At 37.6% G+C, this 24,758-nt stretch carries 10 protein-coding genes and 1 tRNA gene; 6 read left to right on the forward strand and 5 right to left on the reverse strand.

Translation table 11 applies throughout. From position 1 onward, the window contains the following. The first annotated feature begins 150 nt into the window (after positions 1-150). Positions 151-8,943 carry a Tc toxin subunit A-related protein gene (locus D9O48_RS13000; RefSeq protein WP_126973410.1) on the forward strand — a complete coding sequence of 2,931 codons (8,793 nt, stop codon included), beginning with the start codon at positions 151-153 and terminating at the stop codon, positions 8,941-8,943. 57 nt (positions 8,944-9,000) lie between these two features. On the opposite strand, the gene D9O48_RS13005 is transcribed toward D9O48_RS13000, so the two are convergent. The 5 genes from D9O48_RS13005 to D9O48_RS13025 all read right to left on the reverse strand — a co-directional run bounded on the left by D9O48_RS13005 (position 9,001) and on the right by D9O48_RS13025 (position 13,057). Then, complete coding sequence (locus D9O48_RS13005) at positions 9,001-9,549, reverse strand: GNAT family N-acetyltransferase (protein ID WP_126973411.1); 549 nt, start codon at positions 9,547-9,549, stop codon at positions 9,001-9,003. A gap of 370 nt (positions 9,550-9,919) precedes the next feature. Next, positions 9,920-11,146, reverse strand: coding sequence for a sterol desaturase family protein (locus D9O48_RS13010; RefSeq protein ID WP_126973412.1), 1,227 nt, complete (start codon positions 11,144-11,146; stop codon positions 9,920-9,922). A 147-nt stretch (positions 11,147-11,293) separates the two neighbouring features. Beyond that, positions 11,294-11,365, reverse strand: a tRNA-Met gene (locus tag D9O48_RS13015). A gap of 132 nt (positions 11,366-11,497) precedes the next feature. Then, entirely contained in the window at positions 11,498-12,697 is a 1,200-nt protein-coding gene (locus D9O48_RS13020) for a TlpA disulfide reductase family protein (RefSeq protein ID WP_126973413.1), read from the reverse strand. A 108-nt stretch (positions 12,698-12,805) separates the two neighbouring features. After that, positions 12,806-13,057, reverse strand: a complete 252-nt coding sequence (locus tag D9O48_RS13025; RefSeq protein ID WP_126973414.1) for a hypothetical protein — start codon at positions 13,055-13,057, stop codon at positions 12,806-12,808. A gap of 506 nt (positions 13,058-13,563) precedes the next feature. Between D9O48_RS13025 and D9O48_RS13030 the strand changes: the two genes are divergently transcribed. From D9O48_RS13030 to D9O48_RS13050, 5 genes are read left to right on the forward strand one after another with little or no spacing between them, the layout of a single operon-like run. Beyond that, the gene (locus tag D9O48_RS13030; RefSeq protein ID WP_126973415.1) at positions 13,564-15,903 is read left to right on the forward strand and encodes a hypothetical protein; all 2,340 of its coding nucleotides are present in this window, start codon (positions 13,564-13,566) and stop codon (positions 15,901-15,903) included. 3 nt (positions 15,904-15,906) lie between these two features. Then, complete coding sequence (locus tag D9O48_RS13035) at positions 15,907-16,959, forward strand: hypothetical protein (protein ID WP_126973416.1); 1,053 nt, start codon at positions 15,907-15,909, stop codon at positions 16,957-16,959. Beyond that, a complete protein-coding gene (locus tag D9O48_RS13040; RefSeq protein WP_126973417.1) occupies positions 16,949-17,383 on the forward strand; it encodes a hypothetical protein in 435 nt (144 codons plus the stop codon). The genes D9O48_RS13035 and D9O48_RS13040 overlap by 11 nt, the downstream gene beginning before the upstream one ends. A gap of 22 nt (positions 17,384-17,405) precedes the next feature. Beyond that, a complete protein-coding gene (locus D9O48_RS13045) occupies positions 17,406-24,017 on the forward strand; it encodes a hypothetical protein (protein WP_126973418.1) in 6,612 nt (2,203 codons plus the stop codon). Next, complete coding sequence (locus D9O48_RS13050; protein ID WP_126973419.1) at positions 24,014-24,748, forward strand: hypothetical protein; 735 nt, start codon at positions 24,014-24,016, stop codon at positions 24,746-24,748. The genes D9O48_RS13045 and D9O48_RS13050 overlap by 4 nt, the downstream gene beginning before the upstream one ends. Positions 24,749-24,758: the final 10 nt, after the last annotated feature.

A 24,758-nucleotide genomic window follows, 5' to 3' on the forward strand; every position in this document is an offset into this window, starting at 1 on the left:
TATAACCAGGCTGCCTCGTGATGCAGACAGCCTGGTATCCGGTAAAGCAGAATGCCGGCAATCAACTTTTAATCCCTCTCTTAGTATGCTGTTTGTCTTCGAAAGAACCTATTCAAAAAGTCTATTTAAAGAATTTATTAATCAATAACAATGGAAAAGAAAGATCTTTTAGCACTTGAAAAAATGGCAAGCCTTAAACCGGCTGACCTCGAAAAACAACAACCCGAACTGTTCAATACAATGCTTGCAAAAGCAGGAATGACCCTGAAATCTAAACTCGAAGAACAGGTGAAAGATGCACCTGAAGAAATTAAAAAAAGTATCAGCCAGATAGATTTTTCTAATCTGAAATTGAGCAAAACTGATATTCGAAAAACACTTGCCGAAAAAGTGTTGAAAGAAAACCTCACTGAATTTCGTAAAAAAGAAATCGAGGAAGCTATAGTTAAAATTCCTGCTTTAGGAACAGTGAATGATATTTTACTGCCCGAACTGCCAGTCTTTATGAATCCTTTGTTTCAGAAAGAATTGCAGCAAGCAAAAATGTATCGTCTCAACAATATTGTTGGTATAGAAGAAAAAAAGGTTGAAAAATTGTTTGCTGCAAAACTGAATCTGAACAGTATTGATGAGGAACAGTTAAACAACCTGGTTAACGATAAAGCATTGTCGGCAGAAGAAGCCCTCCGGTTAGGTGTTGCTGCTAATATGCATCAGCTCGTTGATGGTAATTTCGAGTTAACCGAAATCATTTATCAACAAAAAGAATTTACCCGGTTGTCAGATTTGGTAAAGGTAGATACAAGTACATGGATTGAATGGATAAAAAAATCTAACGTAACGCTTTCTGATGATATATCTGTTGATGAATACGCCGGCTTTATTTCAAAAAAAGTGGAGAATCTTTTTCCTGAAGAAACTTTGCAACGTAAGTTTTCACGCATAGCTGAAATACCTGTTCAAAAGAATATAGAAATACTGCAGGTATTGAGGAAAGAGAATGAAAAATTATTTGGAGATATTTCATTTGACGGGTTTAAATTACCTGACTTACCTGAAAAAGAAATAAAAGTTGTCAGAGAAGCATATGAACAGTTAGATAAACTGGTAAAATTAAATCCGGGTTTAAACCTGGGGCGTATTTTAGATAATGAAAAATCTGACCTTGCCGGTATTAATAAAAATGTATTGGACAGGTTAGAATTGATTAATAAGTTCCGTTTACAGAATCAGGAAATCAACTATCTCAACCTCGAATATAAACACGATAGCGAAGATCTTAATTTGCTCAATTTCAGTGGTTTTTCTGAAACCGAAAAAACGATGGTATTGAAAAATATTAAGGCGCAGCAGCGGATCTTTTCCTTCACGCAGGATGTAGATCTTACTGAAAAGATTATGACGGCAGGTTACCATTCATCGTATCACATCGCATCTGTTACCGAAGAAAAGTTTGTCAAAGACACCCGACTGGATGTTGTTATCGGAAGTAAACTCTTCCGTGAAGCACACCTGGCTGTGATTCGTGCTGGAGGTATTATGGGAACTATTATTGATGTGATATCCGGTGGCTTTGATAACCTGGCCGTAGGTAATATCGGAACAGATGTCAGCAATTACTTCCGTGATATTCCGGGTTATCAGGACCTGTTCGGAAAGATGGATTTTTGTGATTGCTCTCATTGTCAGTCTATTTACTCTCCCGCAGCTTATTTTGTTGACCTGATGCAGTTTGTTGAAAAAAATATTACTTCAAAAAATTTTACAGGATCAAAATCATCGCATGTTCTGAATCTGAAAAACAGAAGAACTGATTTATGGACACTGGAGTTGAGTTGTGAAAATACCTCTGATCTTATTCCTTATCTGGATATCATTAATGAGATTTTAGAAAATTTTATTGCTCAACGAAAATCTTTTTCCGGAAGTTTTTCTAACCGGCCACTGGTAGAGAGTTTTGTTTATAAAAGAATTGTTTCTTTGGAAGGTGTATCTACGTGGAAAAATGAAATTTATTCTTTTCAACAACCGTTTCACCTGCCTCTGACTACTGTTGCCACTTACCTCCGTCATTTTGAATATAGCCGTGAAGGGATAGCTGCTCTGTTACAGAAAAGTCAGGCTGTTATTTCAAAGAACAGGTTTAATCTTTCAGACAGAGAATATGAGCTGGTGGTAAAATCTGAATTAAGTCCGGCATTTTTGCAGAGATTATACGGCCTCTCATTCGCAGTATCGGGATCTGTTATCACACCTTTTAATGTACAGGATATATTGAAACCTTTGAATATAGATCGCAACGGCCTGCAACGTTTGATTACGACCAGATTCATTAATGAAGGAGGATTTATCACTATAAGAAGTGAAAAGAAAAATGCGGATAGTTTGCAGAACGATGTTGAACGTATTCATAACCTTAGTTATGTTTCGTTAGACCGTTTACACCGATTTGTAAGACTTTTACGTAAAACAGGTTTTACAATTGAGGAATTTGATCTGTTGCTGAGTGTTTTGAGTGATAAGGGGATAAATGATATTAATGAAACATCGGTTACCCTAATGGGTAAATGGTTAGCAATAGGAGATAAATTTGAATTTTCATTGGAAGAATTGGTGGCAATGATTCATGAAATACCACAACAGTCACTCAAACCGAAAGAATCTTCTTTATTTGAAAGAATGTTTAATCACAAAGACATTGTTTTTTATGAAGGTACCTATCCTAAGAATGCCATTCGTTTCATTCATCCGGATTTTATCATTGACCAGACTTCTCCCAATGCTGAGTTTTCATCTTCAAGGTTAACGGCTGCTTTTAATATTACTGATGCAGAACTAAAATCATTAATTACTCCACTTGCTCAGTGGTTAGGGGCAGAAGTAGATTCTCCAAACGAGGATAGAAGAGGCTTTTTGCTGACTTTGAATAATCTATCTGTTCTTTACCGGCACTATCTGTTGGCTTACAAACTAAAAATGCCCATCAACGACTTTTTCAGATTTATAAAGCTTATCAGTGATATTCCTAATGGATACATACAGAATGAAGATCATTTGTCTGCATTACTTGAATGGCATAACTGGTGGAAAAAAACTTCATATTCGTTAGAAGATCTGCATATTATACTGAAAAAGGAGGTTGCTGATAGAAGTAAATATCCTTCTGTAGATGAAATCAGTGAAGAAATTGTACAAAAAATAACGCAGCAAAAACAAACTTTATTCTCAGATACGGTTTTCTCTTATATTGATGGAATTACCGAACTGGAGTCAAGAATGATCATTGCTTCTAATGATACTATTATCAAACCGGCAGAAAATGGCACTTTATATCGTTTAACACCGGCTTTTAACCCTTCTGTAGCCATTAATATCCCGTCAGGGATAACGGTGGCAGAGCCTTTAATCAGAAGCGTATTGTATGCTTTTCATTCACGTACATTGATACCGGCACATCTATCATCAGTATTTAATTTTTCAGAAAACTGGTTGCTTAAAGCACTTGAAAGTGCAGGTTTTGACCTTAATAATCGAGCACTATTGCTTGAAATACAGGATCGCGGCACTGCTATGGTTGAATTACCAAAACTGGTTGAGGCCTTGATTCCTCTGAGTGTGCTGTTGAAATCGGGCGTATTCAACGAAGCCAGTGCAACATATTTTATCGATCATCTGTCGTTATTTGAAATTTCGGATCTGAATCAGTTAACATTAAAGGATGTAAAAACACTGCATACATACGCATCTTTTCTCATCATGGGAGAAAAACTTAATAGCAGTGTTACAGACCTGAATGATGTGCTGGATAATTTTATTGCTCACAATGCTTTTCAACTGGCAGATAAGAAAAAAATTGCCCGCATACTGAATTCTTCTGCAGAAGCCGTAAGCGGTATCTACACTGTAACAACCTCCTTTACAAACCCACTCAAGGCATTAGCTTTTTATAAGGAGATAGCGACTTGTTGCCAGTATATCGGGGTGAATGTTGTAGTGCTGGAAAAAATTGCTGCTACGGATTATGATCAACTGAATCAGGCTGGTCTTGATTTACTGGGTGCATTCAGAAGTAAATACAGAGATGAACAGGAGAGAAATGAGAAAATCGAAAAGTATCACGACATTATAAGAGGTAAAAAACGGGCTGCTCTTACTACTTTGCTGATTCATTCCGGCTATCCGCAGTTTGAAGATACCAATGATTTATATAACTACTTTCTGGTAGATACAGAACTGGAAGGATGTGCAAGAACTTCACGGTTGGTTGCGGCAACCATGAGTTTGCAATTGTATATACATCGTGTTCTGATGAACCTTGAGCAGGATGCAAAAGAACCAGGAACTGCAGACAGGGTACATGTACAATTAGATGACAGATCAAAAGAAGAGTGGGAGTGGCGAAAAAACTACCGTGTATGGGAGGCTAACAGAAAAGTATTCTTATATCCGGAAAACTACATTGAACCGGATTTGAGGGATGATAAAACACCGCTGTTTGAAGAACTGGAAAAAGAACTATTGCAACAGGAAATTAATGCCGATACAGTGATGGACGCCTATGCAAAATACATGCGTGGCTTTGATGAACTGGCTCATCTGAAAATAGCCGGAACCTATCATGAAAAAGATGATGTAAATAAAACAGATGTGCTGCATCTGATTGGTGTTACATCAGATGATCCATGTGTTTATTATTATCGGAAAGTTGAAAACATCTATTATTCTGAGAAAGTAGCTGACAGGGGAGTGATATGGAAACCATGGGAAAAAATTGATGTACAGATACCGGTTAGAAAAGTTGCTCCTCTTGTCTTCAACGGTCGATTATATCTATTCTGGGTACATGTGACCACTATTGCAAATTCAGCCTTTGAAGCAAACAAAACCGTACTCACCGGGTATGCTCATCGGATGTCTGTTGATTTTACCTCTTTAAAATTGGATGGTAGCTGGAGCAGTCCTCAGAAATTAGATTTAAGAGGTGTTCATCCATTTGAAGGGAATGGAGTTATCAAAGACCCTCTGATTGATCAACATGAGCAAGAAGAATTTAGCGGATCTGTACTTGAATTGTTGACTAACTTTCCTTTCTTCAATTTTAATCTGGATACGCTCACTGAAGCAATGAAGAAAATGAAAACACCACGATATGCTGCTGATCCACATTATGAAACAATAGAAGATTATACGTTGAATGGATTTTTTTGGGATCAGGTATTTCCAACAATTAATAATGGAGAAGTTTGCCTGAGCGGCGCAGGTTTTCAACTGTTGGCACCGATTGACTTTTATGACCTTAAACTTCGTCCTACAAGTGTTTTTAATACAGCGCACTACAATCATCCTGCAGTTAAAATAGCTACCAAGGTAACACTAAGCAAACCAGGTAAAATAATAAAAAGAGAAGGTACCGATTTATTTCGTGCTGTGTCTCCTTCTCTGCAATTGTTTGACAATTTTTCTTACGGCACTTTGTTATTAAATGCACAAAAAAATAATTTTCTTTTACAGCGCTATTGGTCAGAATCTCTTTTAGAAGCTTCTTTTGATAATGTAAAACAAAATAAACTTCTTTCAATGCCAATCAATACTTCCGTACAATTGGTCAATGGCAGTTATTCTGACTATATTGTTAGCGTACAGCAAGAAATGTTGTACCTGCAAGGTTCACCTGTAAACGGAAATGGGTTCTTTCTAAAACGATTAGGTACCACCCTGAGCGAAAAATTGACCAGAATTTTGTTTACCAGTGGAGTTGAAACTACACTCAGCATTCAGGTACAAAACCAAATGAAGGAGACTTTTCCGTACACTTCAGGTCACTCTGCACAGATATTTAATAAGGTCGTATCAAACAGAACAGACTGGTCAGGTGCCTATGGTACTTATTACAGAGAGATATTCTTTCACATTCCTTTCTTAATCGCAAATTACCTGAATAGCCAGGGTAAATATGCCGATGCTCAAAAATGGTATCATTATATTTTCAATCCCGGTTCTACTGAAGTGATTAATTACCCGGCTGCCGCTACACCTGATGAGAAGAAAAGATTAGCATTAGATCGTAACTGGCAATACCTTGAATTCCGGAAGTTAGGAATTGAATCATTACGTAATCAGTTGAATAACGGCACAGCCATCGAGGCATATAAAAGAGATCCGTTTAATCCGCACGCCATTGCACGGCTTCGTTTAAGCGCCTACCAGAAAACAATTGTTATGAAGTATATTGATAATCTGCTTGATTGGGCGGATCATCTTTTTACACAGGATACGATGGAGTCGGTAAATGAAGCTACTTTGCTGTATGTTATAGCAAGAGAAATCCTGGGTGATAAACCGGTTCAGATAGGTGATTGCGGCGAAGGTACTGTTTCTCCTAAAAATTATCAGACCATTCAACCTTTACTCAGCCCTACTGCTGAATTTTTGGCTGAGCTGGAAACTTATACGGTTAAGGCTACTTCCTCCAGAAATAATATTAAAGGTAAAAACACCGTATTAAGCGGGGCAATGATTAAAAGTGCAGGTCAGGAAGCTGTTAATCAAAAAAAATTCCAAAGTAAAGAAGAATATGAAGCTTTAACGAATGGATACAGTATAAAAGAATATAAGGAAATAATCGCTCAGAAAGAAAAGAATGGTGAATTGTCTGGTACAAAAGCAGTTGATTTTGATGAACCGGGCGATTTTACGCCAGGAGTATCCCGGGGTAAAGAATGGAAAAAGGAGTCACCACTGGGTAAACAGGATAAAGCAGCATCTTTCGGATGGAGTTTCGTTCATCAGGTATCACCGGTATTCTGTATTCCAGGCAACAAAGACCTGCTCGATTATTATGACCGGGTAGATGACAGGTTGTTTAAGCTGAGAAATTGTATGAATATATTAGGACAAAAAAGACAGTTGGCACTGTTCTCACCTGAAATAGATCCTAAAGTACTCGTACGTGCGAAAGCAGCCGGACTTTCATTAGAAGATCTGCTGAATAGCTCGGCCGGTAACTTACCGCCTTACAGATTCACTTATCTGCTTGAGAAAGCCAAAGCCTTTACCGGAATGGTGCAAAGCTTCGGGTCTGCCTTATTAAGCGCCATTGAAAAGAAAAATGTAGAAGAATTGTCGCTGATCAGAATGACCCAGCAACAGAATATGCTGGAACTCTCTACTAAATCACGTGATCTGGAAATACGCGCTGCCGAAGAAGCTGTGAAAGCGGCTCAGAGCCGTATTGAGTCATTAACCTATCAGTTAAACTATTACCAGAGCCTGATTGTTGAGAATAGAAATGCATATGAAAAAATTCAATCAGTTTCTAAGCATATTGCTGCACAGTTTCATCTGTCTGCTTCTGCCAGCAATACACTGTCAGCCGTATTAGCATTAATTCCTCAGGTGGGATCGCCGATGGCAATGAAGTACGGAGGTGCGGAGCTGCACAGCAGTATTGAAAACTTTGCAAAAGCCTCAGGTTCATTTGCTCAGATACAAGATAATATCAGCTCAGTGGCTGCTATGGAAGCCGGTTTCCAACGCCGATCGGATGGATGGAAACACCAGAAAAAGTTATTGGAACATGAATTAGTACAAGCTGAAAAAGCATTGTTAGGAGCCGAAATCAGAAGAGATGTATTAAACGAAAGTCGCTCTTTACACCTGAAATCAATTGAACATAACCAGGAAGTACTTGATTTCTTTGGTGAAAAATTCACTAACATCGGTTTGTATACCTGGTTGTCATCTACCATGCAACAAATTTATAAAGAAGCACTCAATAATGCACTGGCAATTGCCCGCATGGCAGAACAAGCCTACAAATATGAACGTGATCACACAGGCTTCTTTATTGAAGGATCTTATTTTGATAGTTCAAAAGCAGGACTTCTATCCGGAGAAAAACTGATGATGGCTTTACAGGCTATGGAGCGGAAATATATTGAAACCAATCACCGTAAAAATGAAATAGACCAAACCTTCTCTTTAACACAGATCAGTCCTTCGGCTTTGTTAAATCTGAAACAAACAGGTACCTGCGAATTTGAAATTCCGGAAATATTCCTCGATTTGTTCTACCCCGGTCAATATAGAAGGAGAATTCAATCTGTTCGGTTAACTATTCCTTCTGTAACCGGACCTTATACCAATATCAGTGCTACTTTATCACTGATGAGCAGCCAGATCAGAATGGAAGCGAAACCGGGACAAACAGAACTGAAAGAAGTGCCGAAATCAAGAACAACTGTTATTGCTACCAGTACCGCACAAAATGATGCAGGTGTATTTCAGGTGAACTTCAGAGATGAAAGATACATGCCTTTTGAAGGTGCAGGCGTGATCAGTAAATGGAAATTATCATTGCCCAAAAATTTCAGGCAATTTGATTATCAAACGGTGAATGATGTAATTGTTCATATAAGTTATACGGCGGAATATGATGAGTTATTCAGAGATAAGGTGGAAGAACAAAGTGCGGTTATTGAAGGCACACTCACCAATGTTTTGACTGAGTATCCGCTGGCACGAACACTAAGCCTGAGACAGGAATTCTCCACTGACTTCCACCGCTTAACCGAACAGCCGGTTAATACACCGGTGACTTTTAAAATACAGGATAAACATTTTCCATTCTTTCTGAATGGTAAAACACTCAGCATTAAAAAAGCTAAGCTGGTATTGATCACCGCTCCCGGTCAGCCGGTTGGCAATGTAAGTATAAGACTGAATGATGTTGATCAGAGTGGATTTGATACTGATTCGCAACTCGGTAATTTGTATACCAAAGATCTTGGTACATTGTTTAATACCGGCATCATAAAAAATCATACGATCGAAATAACTAATGCTGGTGAGCTTGCAGCAGCAGCACCGGTAATGGGGCCCGCTACTGCTATTGATACAAATAAATTGTATGATGTGGTGGTATACCTGGAATATGGTTTGTAAAATTCCGTAATGGATCAAAAATAAATCAGCCCCTGATTTTATCAGGGGCTGATTTATTTAGAGTTTTGTATATTCTTCTTTGGTAAGTCCGTAAATAACAATATCATAAAAACGGTCTTTCTTATGAATATGTTGTTTAAGGTAACCTTCCTTCAACATACCGCATTTCACCATTACCTTGCCGGATGCAGGATTTTCAACAATATGATTGGCGGTTATTTTATTTAACTGAAGCGTATTGAAAGCAAAGTACATTATTGATTTTGCGGCTTCGGTTACAAGGCCTTTTCCCCAGAAAGGTTCAGCCAGCCAGTAACTCAGTTCAGTTCGGTGATGCCTTTTATCAAGTGCTAAACTGATACATCCAATGAACGCTTTATCTTTCTTTTGGCGTATGGCAAAGATGAAATGACTCTCAGCTTTAAAACACTGATCTGCATGATATATCCACGACAATGCATCTTTTTCACTGTAAGGGTAGGGAATATTCAAGGTTACAGCAGCAATGGCCGGGTTTGATAAATGTTTTACCATCAGCGGTACATCCGCTAACGTTAATTCGTCTAAAATCAGTCTGGATGTTTTTATAGAGGGGAATGTTTCCATGTCTAACTATCTTCCAATTATATAATAATAAATTTACAAGGATTTTTACAAAGATCTTCATTGCCTTGATCGTAAGACGAAAAAAATCGCTGAATGTTTCAAATTAAATAGCTTTTCCGACAGAAAATCAGTTTTTTAGTAAAATAACAATTTTTATAGAAAAAGTATTCATACAAACGGTTGTGGAAGATGCTGTATGGGCTGTAATCTTATCTAGATTCGAATGGTGATGATCGTGAGAAGTATTTCAGGCAGCATTATGCGATAAACACTTAAAGGCCCTTATCCGGGGGAATCTTTTTCTGCAGGCTTTATGAGAAGTATATCAGATTCCCCGAATGAAGGGTGTTTGTTTTGGTTACGAAAGTTTTTAGTTTCTTTTTATATCAATGGTGAGCAGTTTTAAATAATTTTTATTGGCCGTATTGTAAAATACAACGACCGGTAATAATAATAACCATACACCTGCAATATACCAGTGGTAGGGTAGTGTAATCGAAAGGTAGATGAACAGAATCAGCAACCGGGTAAATTCAATATGGAAAATCCATTTCCTTTGTTCAAGCATTGCTCCGGTATGAATTACACTGACGAATACAAATAAACTTCCTGTTATAATCTGCGTCACATCCTGATAAAACCCGAATAACAGAAAGAAGAATACAAACAATACTGTAATAACGGTATTGAAGCTGATGAATTGAATCAGCGTAGACGATAGCGCCTTTTTAGGAGACTGGTCTAAGAATTTTTTCTCCAGCTCTGCCCTAATAGACGGATCCAGGTCATCCGGTAAACCGAAAATAGTATTCATTTTAGCCTTCCATCCCTTAGCTCTTTTAAAGGAAACAGCTATCTCCAATAGAAAATGAAAATGCTGCCATAAAAAGCTATAACTGTTTAATGGACTGGTAATACCGTAAACCGGTTTTTCTTTTTCATCTTCTTCAACATAAGTTCCAAAAAACTTGTCCCATATAATCAATACATCACCAAAGTTTTTATCAAGATATTGCTCGTTGCTGCTATGGTGAACCCTGTGATGAGAAGGCGTAACAAGAAATTTTTCTATTATGCCGAGTTTTCCTACCAGCTGGGTATGCGTGAAAAACGGGTAAGCCCCGTGTATCAGCAGTATAGTGGTAATCATCTCCGGCGGAAATCCCAGTACCGGAATAAATGACCAGAATATTGACCGGAAAAATGCCTGAAATATGGTGATCCGGGCTGCTACCGTAAAATTGAAATCATCGCTTTGATGGTGCACTACATGAGCAGACCACAGAATGTTCACTTTGTGGCCGAACCGGTGATACCAATACCACAATAAATCGGTGGCCAGAAACAACAGTAACCAGGTCAGCAGGTTGGCTTCAATGTTAAAAATGGCAAAATTGTTATAAAGCCAAACAAAGAAATAGTGAAAAACCAATGTGGTAAATAAATCACAGGTTCTTTCAAACAGCCCGACATTCATGTTGCTGATGCTCTCATTGAAACTGAATACTTGTTTGTTTTTTTTGATACTAAAGTAGTATTCAATTGCACAAAAAATGAAAAAAACAGGCAATACAAATGCTAAATAGTTCAATTGCATTGTTCAGAAATTATACGTTCACTGATAAAATATGTCCGGCACACGATTCAAACGGCAAACATGTTTTTTTGAAAAATATGTACAATTATTAAGAATCGATGAAACGAAAACTCTTAACTCTTAACTCTTAATTCTTAATTCATTTTGCGGTGCCTACCGGACTCGAACCGGCCTAACAGACCTTATGAAGGTTGCGTCTAACCTCTCGACCAAAGCACCTATGTAATATTCTGCCAGCTTAAAATTGAACGGCTTTACGCTATCAGGATAAAGCCGTTCTTCAAAGACACCTTTATTGAGACTGACACTGCAACACGACTGAGCTATTTAAAAATGGGTTAGCACAATATTTTATTCTTTATCAAAAATCTGTGATAAGGTTTGTTCTAAATCTTCTCCACGAATATTTTTAGCAATAATTTTTCCTTCTTTATCGAGTAACAGATTTTGAGGAATTGCTTTGATATCATACAGCAGAGCAATTTCATTGTTCCAGAATTTTAAATCTGAAATATGTGTCCAGGTTAACTGATCGTCATGAATAGCCTGAATCCATTTATCTTTTTGTCCCGGACGGTCTAATGAAATACCCAGAACGGTAAAATCATTATCTTTATATTTTTGAAATGCTTTTACTACATTGGGGTTTTCTGCTCTGCAGGGCCCGCACCAGCTTGCCCAAAAATCAACCAATACATATTGCCCTTTAAAAGAAGATAAACTCACCGGAATATCAGCCGTATCATTTTGCGTAAAATCAATCGCAGATTTTCCTATTTCCAGTTGGCGTGCGGTGGCTATTTTAGATTCATATAGTTTACCAGAGGGTAATTCCCTGATGGATGGACTTATCTGAAGGTATAAGGGTTCTACTTTATCAGCATCAATGGCATATCCGGCATATTGGGATAGAGCATAAATAGCTACAGGAGAATTTTTACCTTTTCCGGTAATATAACCTTTGTACACTTCTTCTTTAATAGCATTGTTAACAGTAGTAATATCTGTACGTACCTGGTTTAGCCCTGCTTCATTCTCCTCTTTTCTGTAAACCGAACTTTTAGCATATAAGGTATTCAGTTGCTCCTGATAAGGTAAAAGTGCAGCTTGCAGTACTTTGTAATCTTTATGAGTGGATGATCCTTTTACTTCGCTTTTCTTAAGTGAATCAATAGCCTTTACTTTGATCGTTCCTTTTTCAATGTAAATACTGAAATTATCAGTAGCATTGACTCTTCTTTGACCATCTGCTGACGGTGTTACTTTAGGTTTCAGCGTCAGTTGTGCCAGAATTGGTTCGGCAACTACCGCTTTAAAAACCACTTTTTTTTGAAAATCAGCACTGTCGGTGTGCCTTTCTTTTGTAAGAGAATTATAATAGGTAAAGAATATCTTTTCACCTTCATAGCTGAGCTTCGATAAATCAATTTCTATAGTGAGATTGTTTTTGTCTTTATCTTTAGTAATCTCTTCTGCAGTTAACTGGTTAATGAACAGTGCAGACAATACGATTACGCTTATCCCACGGGATAAAAAATTTCGGGCAGTCATTATTGTATTTTTAGTAGGTTAAATGATCAGTTGATGCGCTTAGGCTGCGCAAATACTCATTAATTCGATCAGGTCAATTTTTCTGAATGTTTTATAGGTAAACATAATTCAGTTTTCTTTTTCTTTTTCGATAGTAAACGAGAAAGGTTTTCCGGTTTTTTTAGCAGCAATAACCAGGTCTGATGCCACCTCATGAATAAAGGTGTTCTCTCGTCTGAAATATAAGGTTTCCGGGCGATCCGGCTCCTCATGAATTATGGAGAAAAGTCTGAACGACCTCTGCTTCAATTCTCTGTTTAAAAGTACATAATCCTGTTCCAGTGCATCCTGCAACCGGATGTTCGCTGTGTAAGTTGGCATTGCGAATAATTTAATGAATAAACAATAGGGTTTCTATACCTGATTGACAGATATAAGTAATATAGATACAGCAGTATACGCTTATTCGCCTGGCTGTACCTTGTTGTTAAACATGAAACAAAACTAGGAGTATTTTATAAGTCTACCAAATTTGTAGACTATTTTTTCTGAATTTATTTTCCAGGCAGTCAGATTAAAAAGGAGCATAGATTGTTTAAACTATTTCACTTCTACTTGAATAATAATGAGCCGGAATGCATAAGAGGTATTTGGAAAAAAATAATATGATAGCTAACAGTTAGGTATACGTTGAATATATTTTTTATAAATGTATAGGTATTTGTACTTATTTATTGTAGGTGAAAAGTATAGTTTTTATATAATTTTTGTACTTTTTAACTTAATTTAAACAATAAGATTGAATTTCACAGCACCCTTAATGCCTACGAGCTGTGAAATTATATAAGTTTTTTTTCTCAACTATTTTGTTGTTATTAACCGGTATCATGTCATATGCTGATAAGCTGAATGATACCATTCCCGCTATTTCTAATAAAGAAATATCCACGCAGTACAATGATTTTTTTGCTTTCATTCAGGAGAAATATGGTGCAGACTCAGCAAGAAGAATGGCCAATTCTATACTTTCAGTAATGAGCCCGGTGATGAACTTCGATCATGAGCTGAAAGATGCGATTTTTGAAGTAAAGAGAATCACAGGTAAGGATAGTTATACCTCTCTTTACAAAAATGTTGTTGATGTAAGATTGAATGAAGTTTCCGCCGGTTACTTACAGTTTAGTCCGGACGGTTTTTCGTCACTTGCACATAATATAGACGGTCATTTGTATTTATGGAATATTCCTTTTTCACTGAATGTTTTTCAGTTCTCCAACGTATTCGAAAAAAATAAGAATAGTGTATTGAAAAATTTTCAGTTTGACAGGGAAGATTACATACGTCGCCTGAAGTCAAACCTGACCGGTAATAAAAGCCTTTTAAATCATCTGAAAAGCAGAAATGAACTGTTTACATATGTAAAGGAATATTATCAGCATACTTTGTCAAAAAAAATTAAATCTATCAGTTTTGATGCCCTGGAAAATGCAGATCAGCTGATTAATCATTCTTTTTCTATTGAGGAGTATCTGACTTTTAATGACCAGCAGATCAACGATCGAATTTTAAAGAATGCAAATATAACTGTTATACAAAATGAAGTAATTAATAAGAAGAAGTACCTCAGTGATCATCAAAGCGATTTAAACAGTAGTTTGTCTGATTCACTGCTCAATGAAATTACAATCAGTGAAAATAAGATCAATGATATTAAACGGTTAAGTACTATTGCTGTTGAAACTAAAAAGCAACTGGATAAAAGTATTTCGATCAATAAAATATTTTCCGGACAAAGTAAATATGCTGACTTCCTTTCCGGTTCACTGAACCAGGCCGAAAATATTAAAAATGCAGCCGCACAGTTATTACCAATGAATGGTATTCAACGTTTTTTTACGATGGTGAATAATTTTAAAGCCGGTGATATCAGTGAAGAAGATTATACTGGAACTGTTCAGGGATTTTTCTCAAACGCCGTTAATCTTTCTGTTTCTAAGTCTGATCATCATTTTTCTTTCGGTGGAGGCGCATTGAATGATAGTTATGGACTTTCTAATCTTGCTGAAACAGCCAATCAACACCTTCCTTCCGGAAATATGCAATTCTTTTCTTATTCTAAATTTGCCGACGATGAGCGAAACCGCTTTACAGTAACAGTCATGAATGCGAATATTAAAGATGCCTATAGTCAGTTATTCAATCATTCGGCAGTTGCTAAAAGAAATAATATGGTGGGTACGCTGGAAAAGAATTTTCCGGTGAATACAGCGGGTATAATAAATGTAGAATTGTCAACTTCTGCCAACCAGTTTGCTAACGAAACTGATCACCTGTCGGGCAATGCACAGAAAAATATCGCTCTCTCACAAATTGGGGTAGATGTTTTCAACACTTTGTCTTCTAAAATTTCTTATTCTGATTATTCACCTAAGTATAAATTAGCACCAAGAGTGCAGGTTGGTTATACCGGACAGGGATATTATAATGCACTTGCCGGCAATAATACCCGCGGATCGGTTTTTTATGACCTGGGCTTCAGAAAAGATTTTAATAGAAGCAAAGGTCTTTTCAATATTCAATATAGAAATAACTATTATAATACCAGCGCTGATTCTAGATTTGATTATATGAATTCATCTTTTAATTCAAATTTTCAATACAGATATAGTAAAAATATACGATGGGGCGGAGGTTATCACAGATCAGCCATCAATACACTCAGAGAAGGTAAATCTTCACTTTATAAGATTAACAGGTATTCTGTAAATATGAATAATAATCTCTATTTTTCAAACTTTTTTGTTAATCAGCATATCAATGTTAATTACCAGGATATCAGGTTTGACAGATTGACCGATTCTGTAAATAGTAACCTTCTTTTATTGAACTATAATGTTTCAGCACCTGTAGGTTCCAATAATGCTTCTTTATTTATTTCTTATAATAAAGAACTGGGTGATAGGATCTATATCAATAATCTTTTTATTGCTGAATTGTCCTACCAGTATACGGTCAAAAAAAGGTTCACCGCCGGTTCATCACTGAATTACAATAATGATATTGGCATTGTAAAACAGTTCGGCATACGTCAAACACTTTCGTTTTTAAATAACAGGAAAATATCTTTTGATGTTTCTGTAGATTATAAGCATGATCTCATCGAAAATCTCAACAAATACTTGTATCCGAATTTTAGAGGAAACATTTCAATCAGTTATAAATTTTAGGAAATGCGTTTAATTGTTTTACTGCTTCTTTTAGCGGGTAAATTACAGGCTCAGGTGAATTTTGTTTTTATTCCTGAAATAAACTCAAGATCTGTAGATGCTTTGATGAATATTAAAGTAATGAATGCCGGTGGTACAGATCTTGGCGATTTACAGATTGATGTAAAACAGAAAGGCATTCCTGTAGTAAGAATTATCAATAAGAACTTCAGACTGGTTTCAGGTATGAATACAGCACTCAGAAACGGACAAATGTCTATTTCTTTTTATGATAATCAGGTTGCCCGCATTGTTCGGCAAACCGGAAGGTTTTCAGAAGGGGAATATGAAGTGTGTTATTCATTTAATTCTTATCACAGCATTTCGTCAAATGAATGTTACTCTTTTGATGCGGCAGTGTTATTTCCGCTACAACTGGCTGAACCTTTTCAGAACCAGAATATTTGTGAATTAAGGCCCGATTTTCAATGGAACCCTGTTTTTCCGGCAGTGAATAATGCTACTTACAGCCTGGTACTGGTTGAAGTAAAACCCGGGCAGGCCCCGCAGGAAGCTTTTGCTTACAATCTGCCGGTAATTCATCAGAAATATATTAATACAAATATGCTCATCTTTCCTGCCAGTGTGAAATCGCTGGAAGAAGGCAAGAAATATGCCTGGCGCGTTAGTCTGATGACGGCTGAAACAGTAGTGATCAGGTCTGATATATGGACTTTCACCTGCGGATGTAAAGAAGAGGAAGAACGTTTCAATTTTGTTTTTAAGGACATTGAAGATTTGTCTAAAGGAGATTTTTATGTATCAAATGGTTTTGTGAATTTTTATTTAAAGAATTATTATTCCGATACTGATCTGAACTATACGATTTCTCCTATCAACGCCGGTAAACCCTTGAAAAATTTACCGAAAGTGAAAATCAGTAAAGGTGATAATAAGGTAAGCATCGATTTGAGAAACGTAAAGAATATGAAGTTTGATAGCCAGTATATACTAACAATTCATATGGTAAACGGTGATAAAAAAACATTACGATTTGTATATAAATATGAAAAATAATTTTTGGTTACTGTTGTTGGTAACGGGATGGATCTTATTGAATGCATGTAGCGGTAGTGATAAAGCTGCTGATAGTATGTATGAATATAAACATGATAGTATCGTATACCTTGTATCCACCCCAAAAGAAGTAAAAAATAATAGCGGCCCTGCTTCCGTACGGTATATATTGGAAGTAGATGTATCCGGCAAACAGGTTTTTAGCCATTTGTTTTTTCAATACAAAATGTCGGATGCTGTTTTCTTAGACGATGGTTCCCGAAGATTAATGCCAGGTGACCTGATATATGAATCCGGCATTCAAAATAAAAAATACAGATACGTGGTATACTTTGATGATATCAACTCTTTGAAAAAACCTTATCATTTTGTACTGGAAGATACAGTGTATCATCAGGTAGATGCCAGGATACTTATTAAATAATTTTAGTTTATAGTATATGAAAATGCAACATAGATCGAGAAAATCATTTGCGTTATTTTTTCTGATTATATATAGTGTTCAATTATTTTCACCGGTATACGTTTTTGCACTTACATCAGGGCCGAAGCAACCCGAGTTTTCTGGATTTCAGGCAGCTGATATCGCTCAGGTGGTAGATCCGTTTTCGGGTGACCTGAACTATAGTATTCCTTTACTGGAAGTAGACGGATATCCTTTAAATATCAGTTACAATTCAAATCTCAGAATGGATGATGAAGCTTCGTGGGTAGGATGGGGCTGGAACCTGAATATTGGTTCTCTCGACCGGCATGTAAGAGGAGTGGCAGATGATATGGATGGTTCAAAAGGCGACCAGCTGGTGAACGAAGAACGTATGAAGCTGAAAAAAAGAGTGGGTGGTTCCGTAACAGGTGCTGTTGAACTGTTAGGTTTGGATATAGAAACAAAATCTAAAAAAACCAATAACGATACAACGATTCATAAGCCTACACTAACCGGTAAAATAAGCCTCGGGGTGTTTAACGATTCCTATACGGGTCTGGGTTTTGAACGTGGACTTTCGGTAGGATTTGATTTATTGAAAGAAAACACTACTTACCTGACCGGTAGTTTAGGACTTCAGTCAAACTCGGTAGATGGGGTGGATATTAAGCCGTCTATATCCTTACCGATGAATTCATATATAAGCTTTATAAAAGCGGTTTCTGGTGTTTCTTTCGCATATAATTCTCGTTCAGGATTAAATGAAATGACTTTAATGCTTGGCACAAGAATAGCAGGAAGTCATTCTTACTCACATCGTTTTAATGACATGCCGGCTTCATTCTTTATGAACCGCTCGTATAAACAACAATACTATTCAGGTGCTTTCAATGTAGGAGCTACTGCAGGAACATTCTGGGCCGTTGGTGTGAACGGATATTATTCGGCTACGAAACCTGAAGCGGATATTCTGGTAAATCCGTTGTATGGTAGTTATTATGCCGAAAGAGGAAAAAATGATCCGCTGGCGATTCATGATTTTCAACAGGGGCAGAACACAATTTTAACGGATAATACCCCATTGATACCTTACGCTATTCCAACCCCCGATATTTATTCTTTTACCAATCAGCTGGGGTCAGGACAGTTTAAATTGCACAATGACGGTGGCGGTATTTATTACTCACCGGCTTCTACCGATAAAATTGAAAATATTTCGATCGGCGTAGAAATTGGCCCCGGTTCACCGATGCACGTCGGAGCCAATGCGAGTGTGCTGGTAGGAGGTGGTTCGTTTGGTAAATGGATGGACGGCAATTTTATTGCAGATTCGATCGATTTTAAAGAAAATCAACTCCATGCAGATAATAAGTATTTTAAATTAATAGGAGAGAACAGTAATTTAAAAGATGAATTTAAACACCTCATCCTGGGTGAGTCGTTGTTATCTATTGATATCAATTCTCACAAAGCTCAAAACAGTTATACCGTACATGGTAGTGATCAGCAAAAAAATGGTATCAATGCCAGAAAGTTAGGCAGGTCCAACAAAGTATATCGTTCTACTTATATCTATTCACTGAATGCAGACGAGGCTTCTAAATGGGGCATTAATAAGAGTATTTCTTCTTATGCAATAAACAACGGCGTAGTAAGCAATCAGCAGTTGTTTTTGTCGGGCGAATCAAAAACAAACATTAACAGAGTGGATTCGCATAGAAAATCTCATCACTTTTCTGAATTTAATGTAGTCACCGGTGACGGGAGCCGCTACATTTATGATATTCCGGTGTATAATGTTATCGAAACAGATGTTACCTACGATCTGGGAGATGAAGTATACTATGGTACTCATACATCGCACGACAAACACCTCGTGAAGATGAAGAATGGCGGAAACGCTATTGTAGGAAATAAGGGCAATTCAGAGATGTACTATAGTAAGGTGGATAAGCCCGCATATGCCACTCAATTTTTATTGGGCGCAATTGCATCAGCCGATTATGTAGATGCTACAGGCGACGGTTTAACGGATGATGATGCAGGTACTTATGTAAAATTCAATTACACCAAACTACCTTACCTGTTTAAATGGAAGTCACCCTTTAACCTCGATGATAATGGTACGGCACAGGTTTTACCCGGCGGTTTTGCGCATGAATATGATGATAAGGCATCTTATAGCTACGGAGAACGTGAGCAATGGTACAACCATAGTATTGAAACCAAAAATATGATTGCCTACTTCATTTTAGAAGACAGGGAAGATGCTTACGGGGTGAAGTCGGCAGAAGGCGGAATTGATACCACCAAACCTTTAAAAAGACTGAAAGAAATTCGCCTGTTTAATAAAAATGACCAGCAAACTCCTGTTAAAACCATCCAATTCGAATATTCTTATGATCTGGTAAAGGGTTTGCCGAATAATAAAAACGGGAATGGTAAACTGACACTTAAAAAAATATTTTTCTTTAACAGAGACTCTGATAAAGGAAAATATCATCCATACATTTTTCATTACAATAACGAATTAACAAATCCTGCAAATTACGGATACCTGTTAACCGACAGATGGGGTACTTATAAACCGGTTGATCCCACTTCGATGAAAAATAATATTTATCCTTATGCCCTGCAGGATAAAGCGATGGCCGATCAGAATGCCGCTGTGTGGAAACTTTCTAAAGTAGAATTGCCTTCGGGTGCTGATATCCGTTTCGATTATGAATCGGATGACTACAGCCATGTTCAGAATAAAAAAGCTTCTGTAATGACGACCGACTTCCGGTTTATTAAAGATTCAACCGGAACAGTAGCTGCAAACCTCTGGGAAACCACCGGCGTTTCTTTTACGGTGAATGAGAGTTTGTCTTCGCTCGGCTACAACGCTTCCTTTACGAAAGATCAACTGCTGACCTGGTTCCGTAATGAAACTCTCGGCGGTTCCGAATACCTCTATACCAAAACTGCAGTGAACCTGAGGGGGCTTTCAAACAGAACTTTCAACTATTTCGACTACGTTACTTCTTATAATAAAGTGGTAGCGGTGAATGTAGACAGTCATAGTAAAACATTTTATGTACAGTTTGAATCACTCAAACCCAGTTCAACGGCACAAAGTGTTAACCCCATATTGTATGCGGCATTACAGAAAATGAGAACGGAATTGCCCCACCTGACTTATCCAGGATACGATTTGCGTTTAAGCGATAGCGTTACTGGTACTGACATCGAAAAGATATTATTGGGTATTACTTCATTCTTTAGTTCGCTGGAAGAACTACTGATCAACTTTGTGGCACGTGCAAAGAAAAGAAATTTTGCCAGCCAGTTCGACCTGGAAAAATCGTGGATCAGAATCGTTAAAACGGATGGTTTTAAACTGGGGGGTGGCTCCAGGGTAAAAAAAGTAAGCACTTATGATAATTGGAAGGAGATGGTGGGAGGTATAAACGATTATACTTCTTCCTATGCCGGGTTTGAATACGATTATACTACTGTTGATGAAAGAGGCAGAACCATATCCAGCGGTGTAGCATCTTACGAACCTTTTATCGGGGCGGATGAAAATACGTTGAAACAACCACATAAATATCAACGGAATATTGTGGGATCTTTCGATCTTCTGTTTTTTGTGGAAGAACCGATCGCCGACATGCTGTTTCCTTCACCTTCCGTAGGATATGGTAAAGTAACGGTGCATCAACTTACCGTAGAAGGAACAAAAGACAGCCAGCAGCGAATGGGCTATAATGTTACTAATTTTTATACTGCAAAAGATTTTCCGACCTATAGTTATAAATCAGAGATAAAAACAAATACCCGGTACCTGAATCTGCCGTTGGTATTATTAACCAAACTGATTGACTTCAGAACCTTATCGCAGGGAATTCTGGTAGAGATCAATGACATGCATGGTAAAGTAAAAAGTAAACAGGCTTTTAACAGTAAAAACGACCTTATCAGTGCCGAAGAATATGTTTACAGTACTACCACTAATAGTTTTAATGATAAAATTCCTGATACCAGGGTTACGACCATCGATCGGAAGGGAAATGTTCACTATGATGTAGACATCGCTACTGATGTGGAAAGTTTTGCCCTGATGAATGAAAATAAAAATTATACTCTGGGGGGTGGAGCGAACTTTAATCTGAATGTAGTAACGATAGGCCCGGTACCGGTACCGATTCCGACCTCTTTTCCATATGTAACCGAACAGGAGAAAGGAGTACGTTACGCCAGCCTGATAAAAATCGTTTCCCGTTCAGGAATCATTGACCGCGTGATTAAAACAGTAGATGGTGCAAAACTGGAGATGAAAAACATTGCTTTCAATAATGAAACTGCTGCACCAATCGTTTCTGCCCAGCAGAATGAATTTGATAACCTCGTTTATTCTTCTTCTGTTCCTGCCAGCTGGATATACGATGAAATGGATGCTAAAAGTATGAGTTACCTCAGTTGGAGTTTCCAGATCAATACTACTTTAAAGGGAAAAATAACCAATACGCAGGTATTAAATTATCTCAAACCCGGAGATGCTTTATACGATACTGAATCGGATCAGCGGTTATACATTGTGAAAAATTTTGTGAACGGACAACCGTCTTATTCATTAGTCAACGATTATGGAAATGTAGTGTCCAATGCCTCTAAAAAATGCGTATTGATTTCACCTTACCGGAAAAACCAGTTAGGACAGAATGCAATCACCGTTTTATCGTCTAAAAATCCCATCAACTACACCACGCATAAAGCAAAGTTTGTAGAACAGGATCTTTCAGGCCTGAATGTATTGAATGTTTCGGCAACGGAATTTGAAAACAAACGATTGGGTGTAGAAGACTGTAATTGTCCGGAAGGCTATTCCTTAACGAATGATAAATTGTATTGTTACCGGAATATTCAGCTCAATACAGATTATCATTTTTCATTTACGCATGTAAAACCGTTTGAAGAAACTGAAGACGATTGGCTCATGCGTTCCATTCCGCTAAACCCCAGCAGTAAACTCGCCATTACAGATGTGAATGAAGCTTTTTATCTGACAGATAGTTTGGATATATGGAATGTTTCCGGCCCGGTGATGGGTGGAAGGCCTTATTACCTCGGAGTTGGCGTTGCTAAAAATACTTCACTTCATTTGTCGCAGGAGCCGGTTGAGTTCGAAATCTGCCTCGACATTCCGCGCAATGGCAATTACCTGCTGGTATATAAAACAAAAGCCAATTTGCAGGTGGTGATTGATCAGGGAACCCCGTATAATTTCAGTACGAATATTCACGAGCATACGAATGGAAGATACCTGCCGATGACCGAAGGAAAACACCGCTTTTATGTAAAAACGGATCCTTTTCCGGATTCGCCTTATCTGTACATGGAACTCATCGATACACCGCTGAACAAAGCATTGACGATGACCAGTATAGAGCAGGAAAATTTATTGTTTTCTACCGGAAGGGAAATTGAATGGAATGTTCCCAAACTTCAGATGTACCGTACCATCGGTACTACAACGGTAGCTAAAAAAGATGCCCGCTTTGATCCTGATGCAGGAACCTTCTGCCTCAATATTGATATTGACACGCTGCCCAATGCCTTTAACCCATATGTAAGCGGTGAATATTCCAGCTTCATACCGGTGAATAATTATCAGTACAATGTTGACCGGCAATATCAGTTAAATGCGGCGGCATTGTCAGATTTCAGCGTAGTACAGGATGGCTATTTCAAAACCGCCTCCAGCCTGTTTTACATTGACAATAACAAATGGAAGAAAAATGAGTCCGATAACAGGTGGGTAGTGAATCAAAAAAATACCATTGTAGATATTTATGGAAATCTTACCGAATCTGTTAATATCCTGGGTGCTTACTCTGCCAATATTATGGGATACAATAACAGAATTGTTACCATGCTGGCACAGAATGCCCGCCAGCATGAAATATTTACCCATTCATTTGATGATATCTCCCTCAACAATAATTTATATGGCATCAATACTTTTACAAATCTCGACAATAACCGGATCGTTAAAAATGAATCTCACTCAGGCTTCCGTTCATACAGGTTAAGTGGTACCGACCTGTCAATGACGGCGAAGGTGAATACACTGTCGCCGGAAACACATACTGAGTTTTTGTATAACTCAAGAAACGAGTTTCATAAATCATATGACAGTTCATACTCCTACAAAGGGTTTTCACCGATACCGGCTAAAAAATATATTATCCAGGCATGGGTAAAACCCACCAATCCTTATGAAAATACTATCCATTTTAATCTGAAAATGAACGGTAGTAATGTGGCTTATGACAAAAAAGCAATCGTTGATAAATGGGTATTGATTGAAGGGGAAATCACCACTCCGGCTACGGGATCTTTTAGTTTGTCATTCTCAGGAAACAATACTTATCTGGATGACATCAGAATCTTCCCTAAAAAAGCACTTGCCAAATCTTATGTGTACGACTATGCCGATTATAAATTGCTGGCAGAGCTAGACGAAAACCATATGGCCACTTTTTATGAATACGATGAACAGGGTGACCTGATACGTATCAAAAAAGAATCGGAAAAAGGAATTCTCACCATTCAGGAACAAAGAAAAAATGTGAAAAGAAAATGATGAAAGTAACCATCACCATTTTATCTGTTTTTTTTCTCTTTTCCTGTTCGGAAGCAGAAGAGGAAACGATCGCAGCTGCACCGGTTTTTCAGTTAAACCAAAAGGATAGCCTGCATACAAACACATTGAATGCATATGTGAAGAAGATGGAAGCTGACCTGAGCCACCACCTGTTGAGTTTTGAATATGTGGTTAAGAAACAGGAGGGCGATAGCAGCCGGTTAAGGCTTTCTTATCTGAAACAAGACAGCGGGCTGTATTATAAAATAGATTCGGTGCGCATCATTGCCGATCAACAGAGAACGGTTTATATCGATGATATCAATAAAGTAGTGACAATCACACATACCCCTTTAACGAAAACCGGTTATCTCAATAATGATTTGCTGAGCATGTTACAGGAAGAATATTTTCATATTGATAAAATATCGTCGGAGGAAGATGATTTTTTTTCTATGAAGAATGAAACACATATACACTTTCCTTTTCTGGAAGTTGTTTTTAACCGTACCGATTCTACCCTGCAACAAATGAGTTTTCATAGCCGCAGAGACGGCCTGTCTGAAAACTGGCAGGTGATAGACACACTTCATATGCGGGCGGTGCACTACCTGAAAGTAGAGGATACACACCATTACCGGATGGAGAATTTTTGTGCGATTGAAAAAAGTGCGTATGTGCTAAAAGGGGAGTTGAAAAAAAAGAATTACCAGATTAAAGTATTGAACTAAATACTACTTA

It is taken from the genome of Gynurincola endophyticus (assembly GCF_003991195.1).
In the GTDB taxonomy this organism is placed as follows: Bacteria; Bacteroidota; Bacteroidia; order Chitinophagales; family Chitinophagaceae; genus Gynurincola; species Gynurincola endophyticus.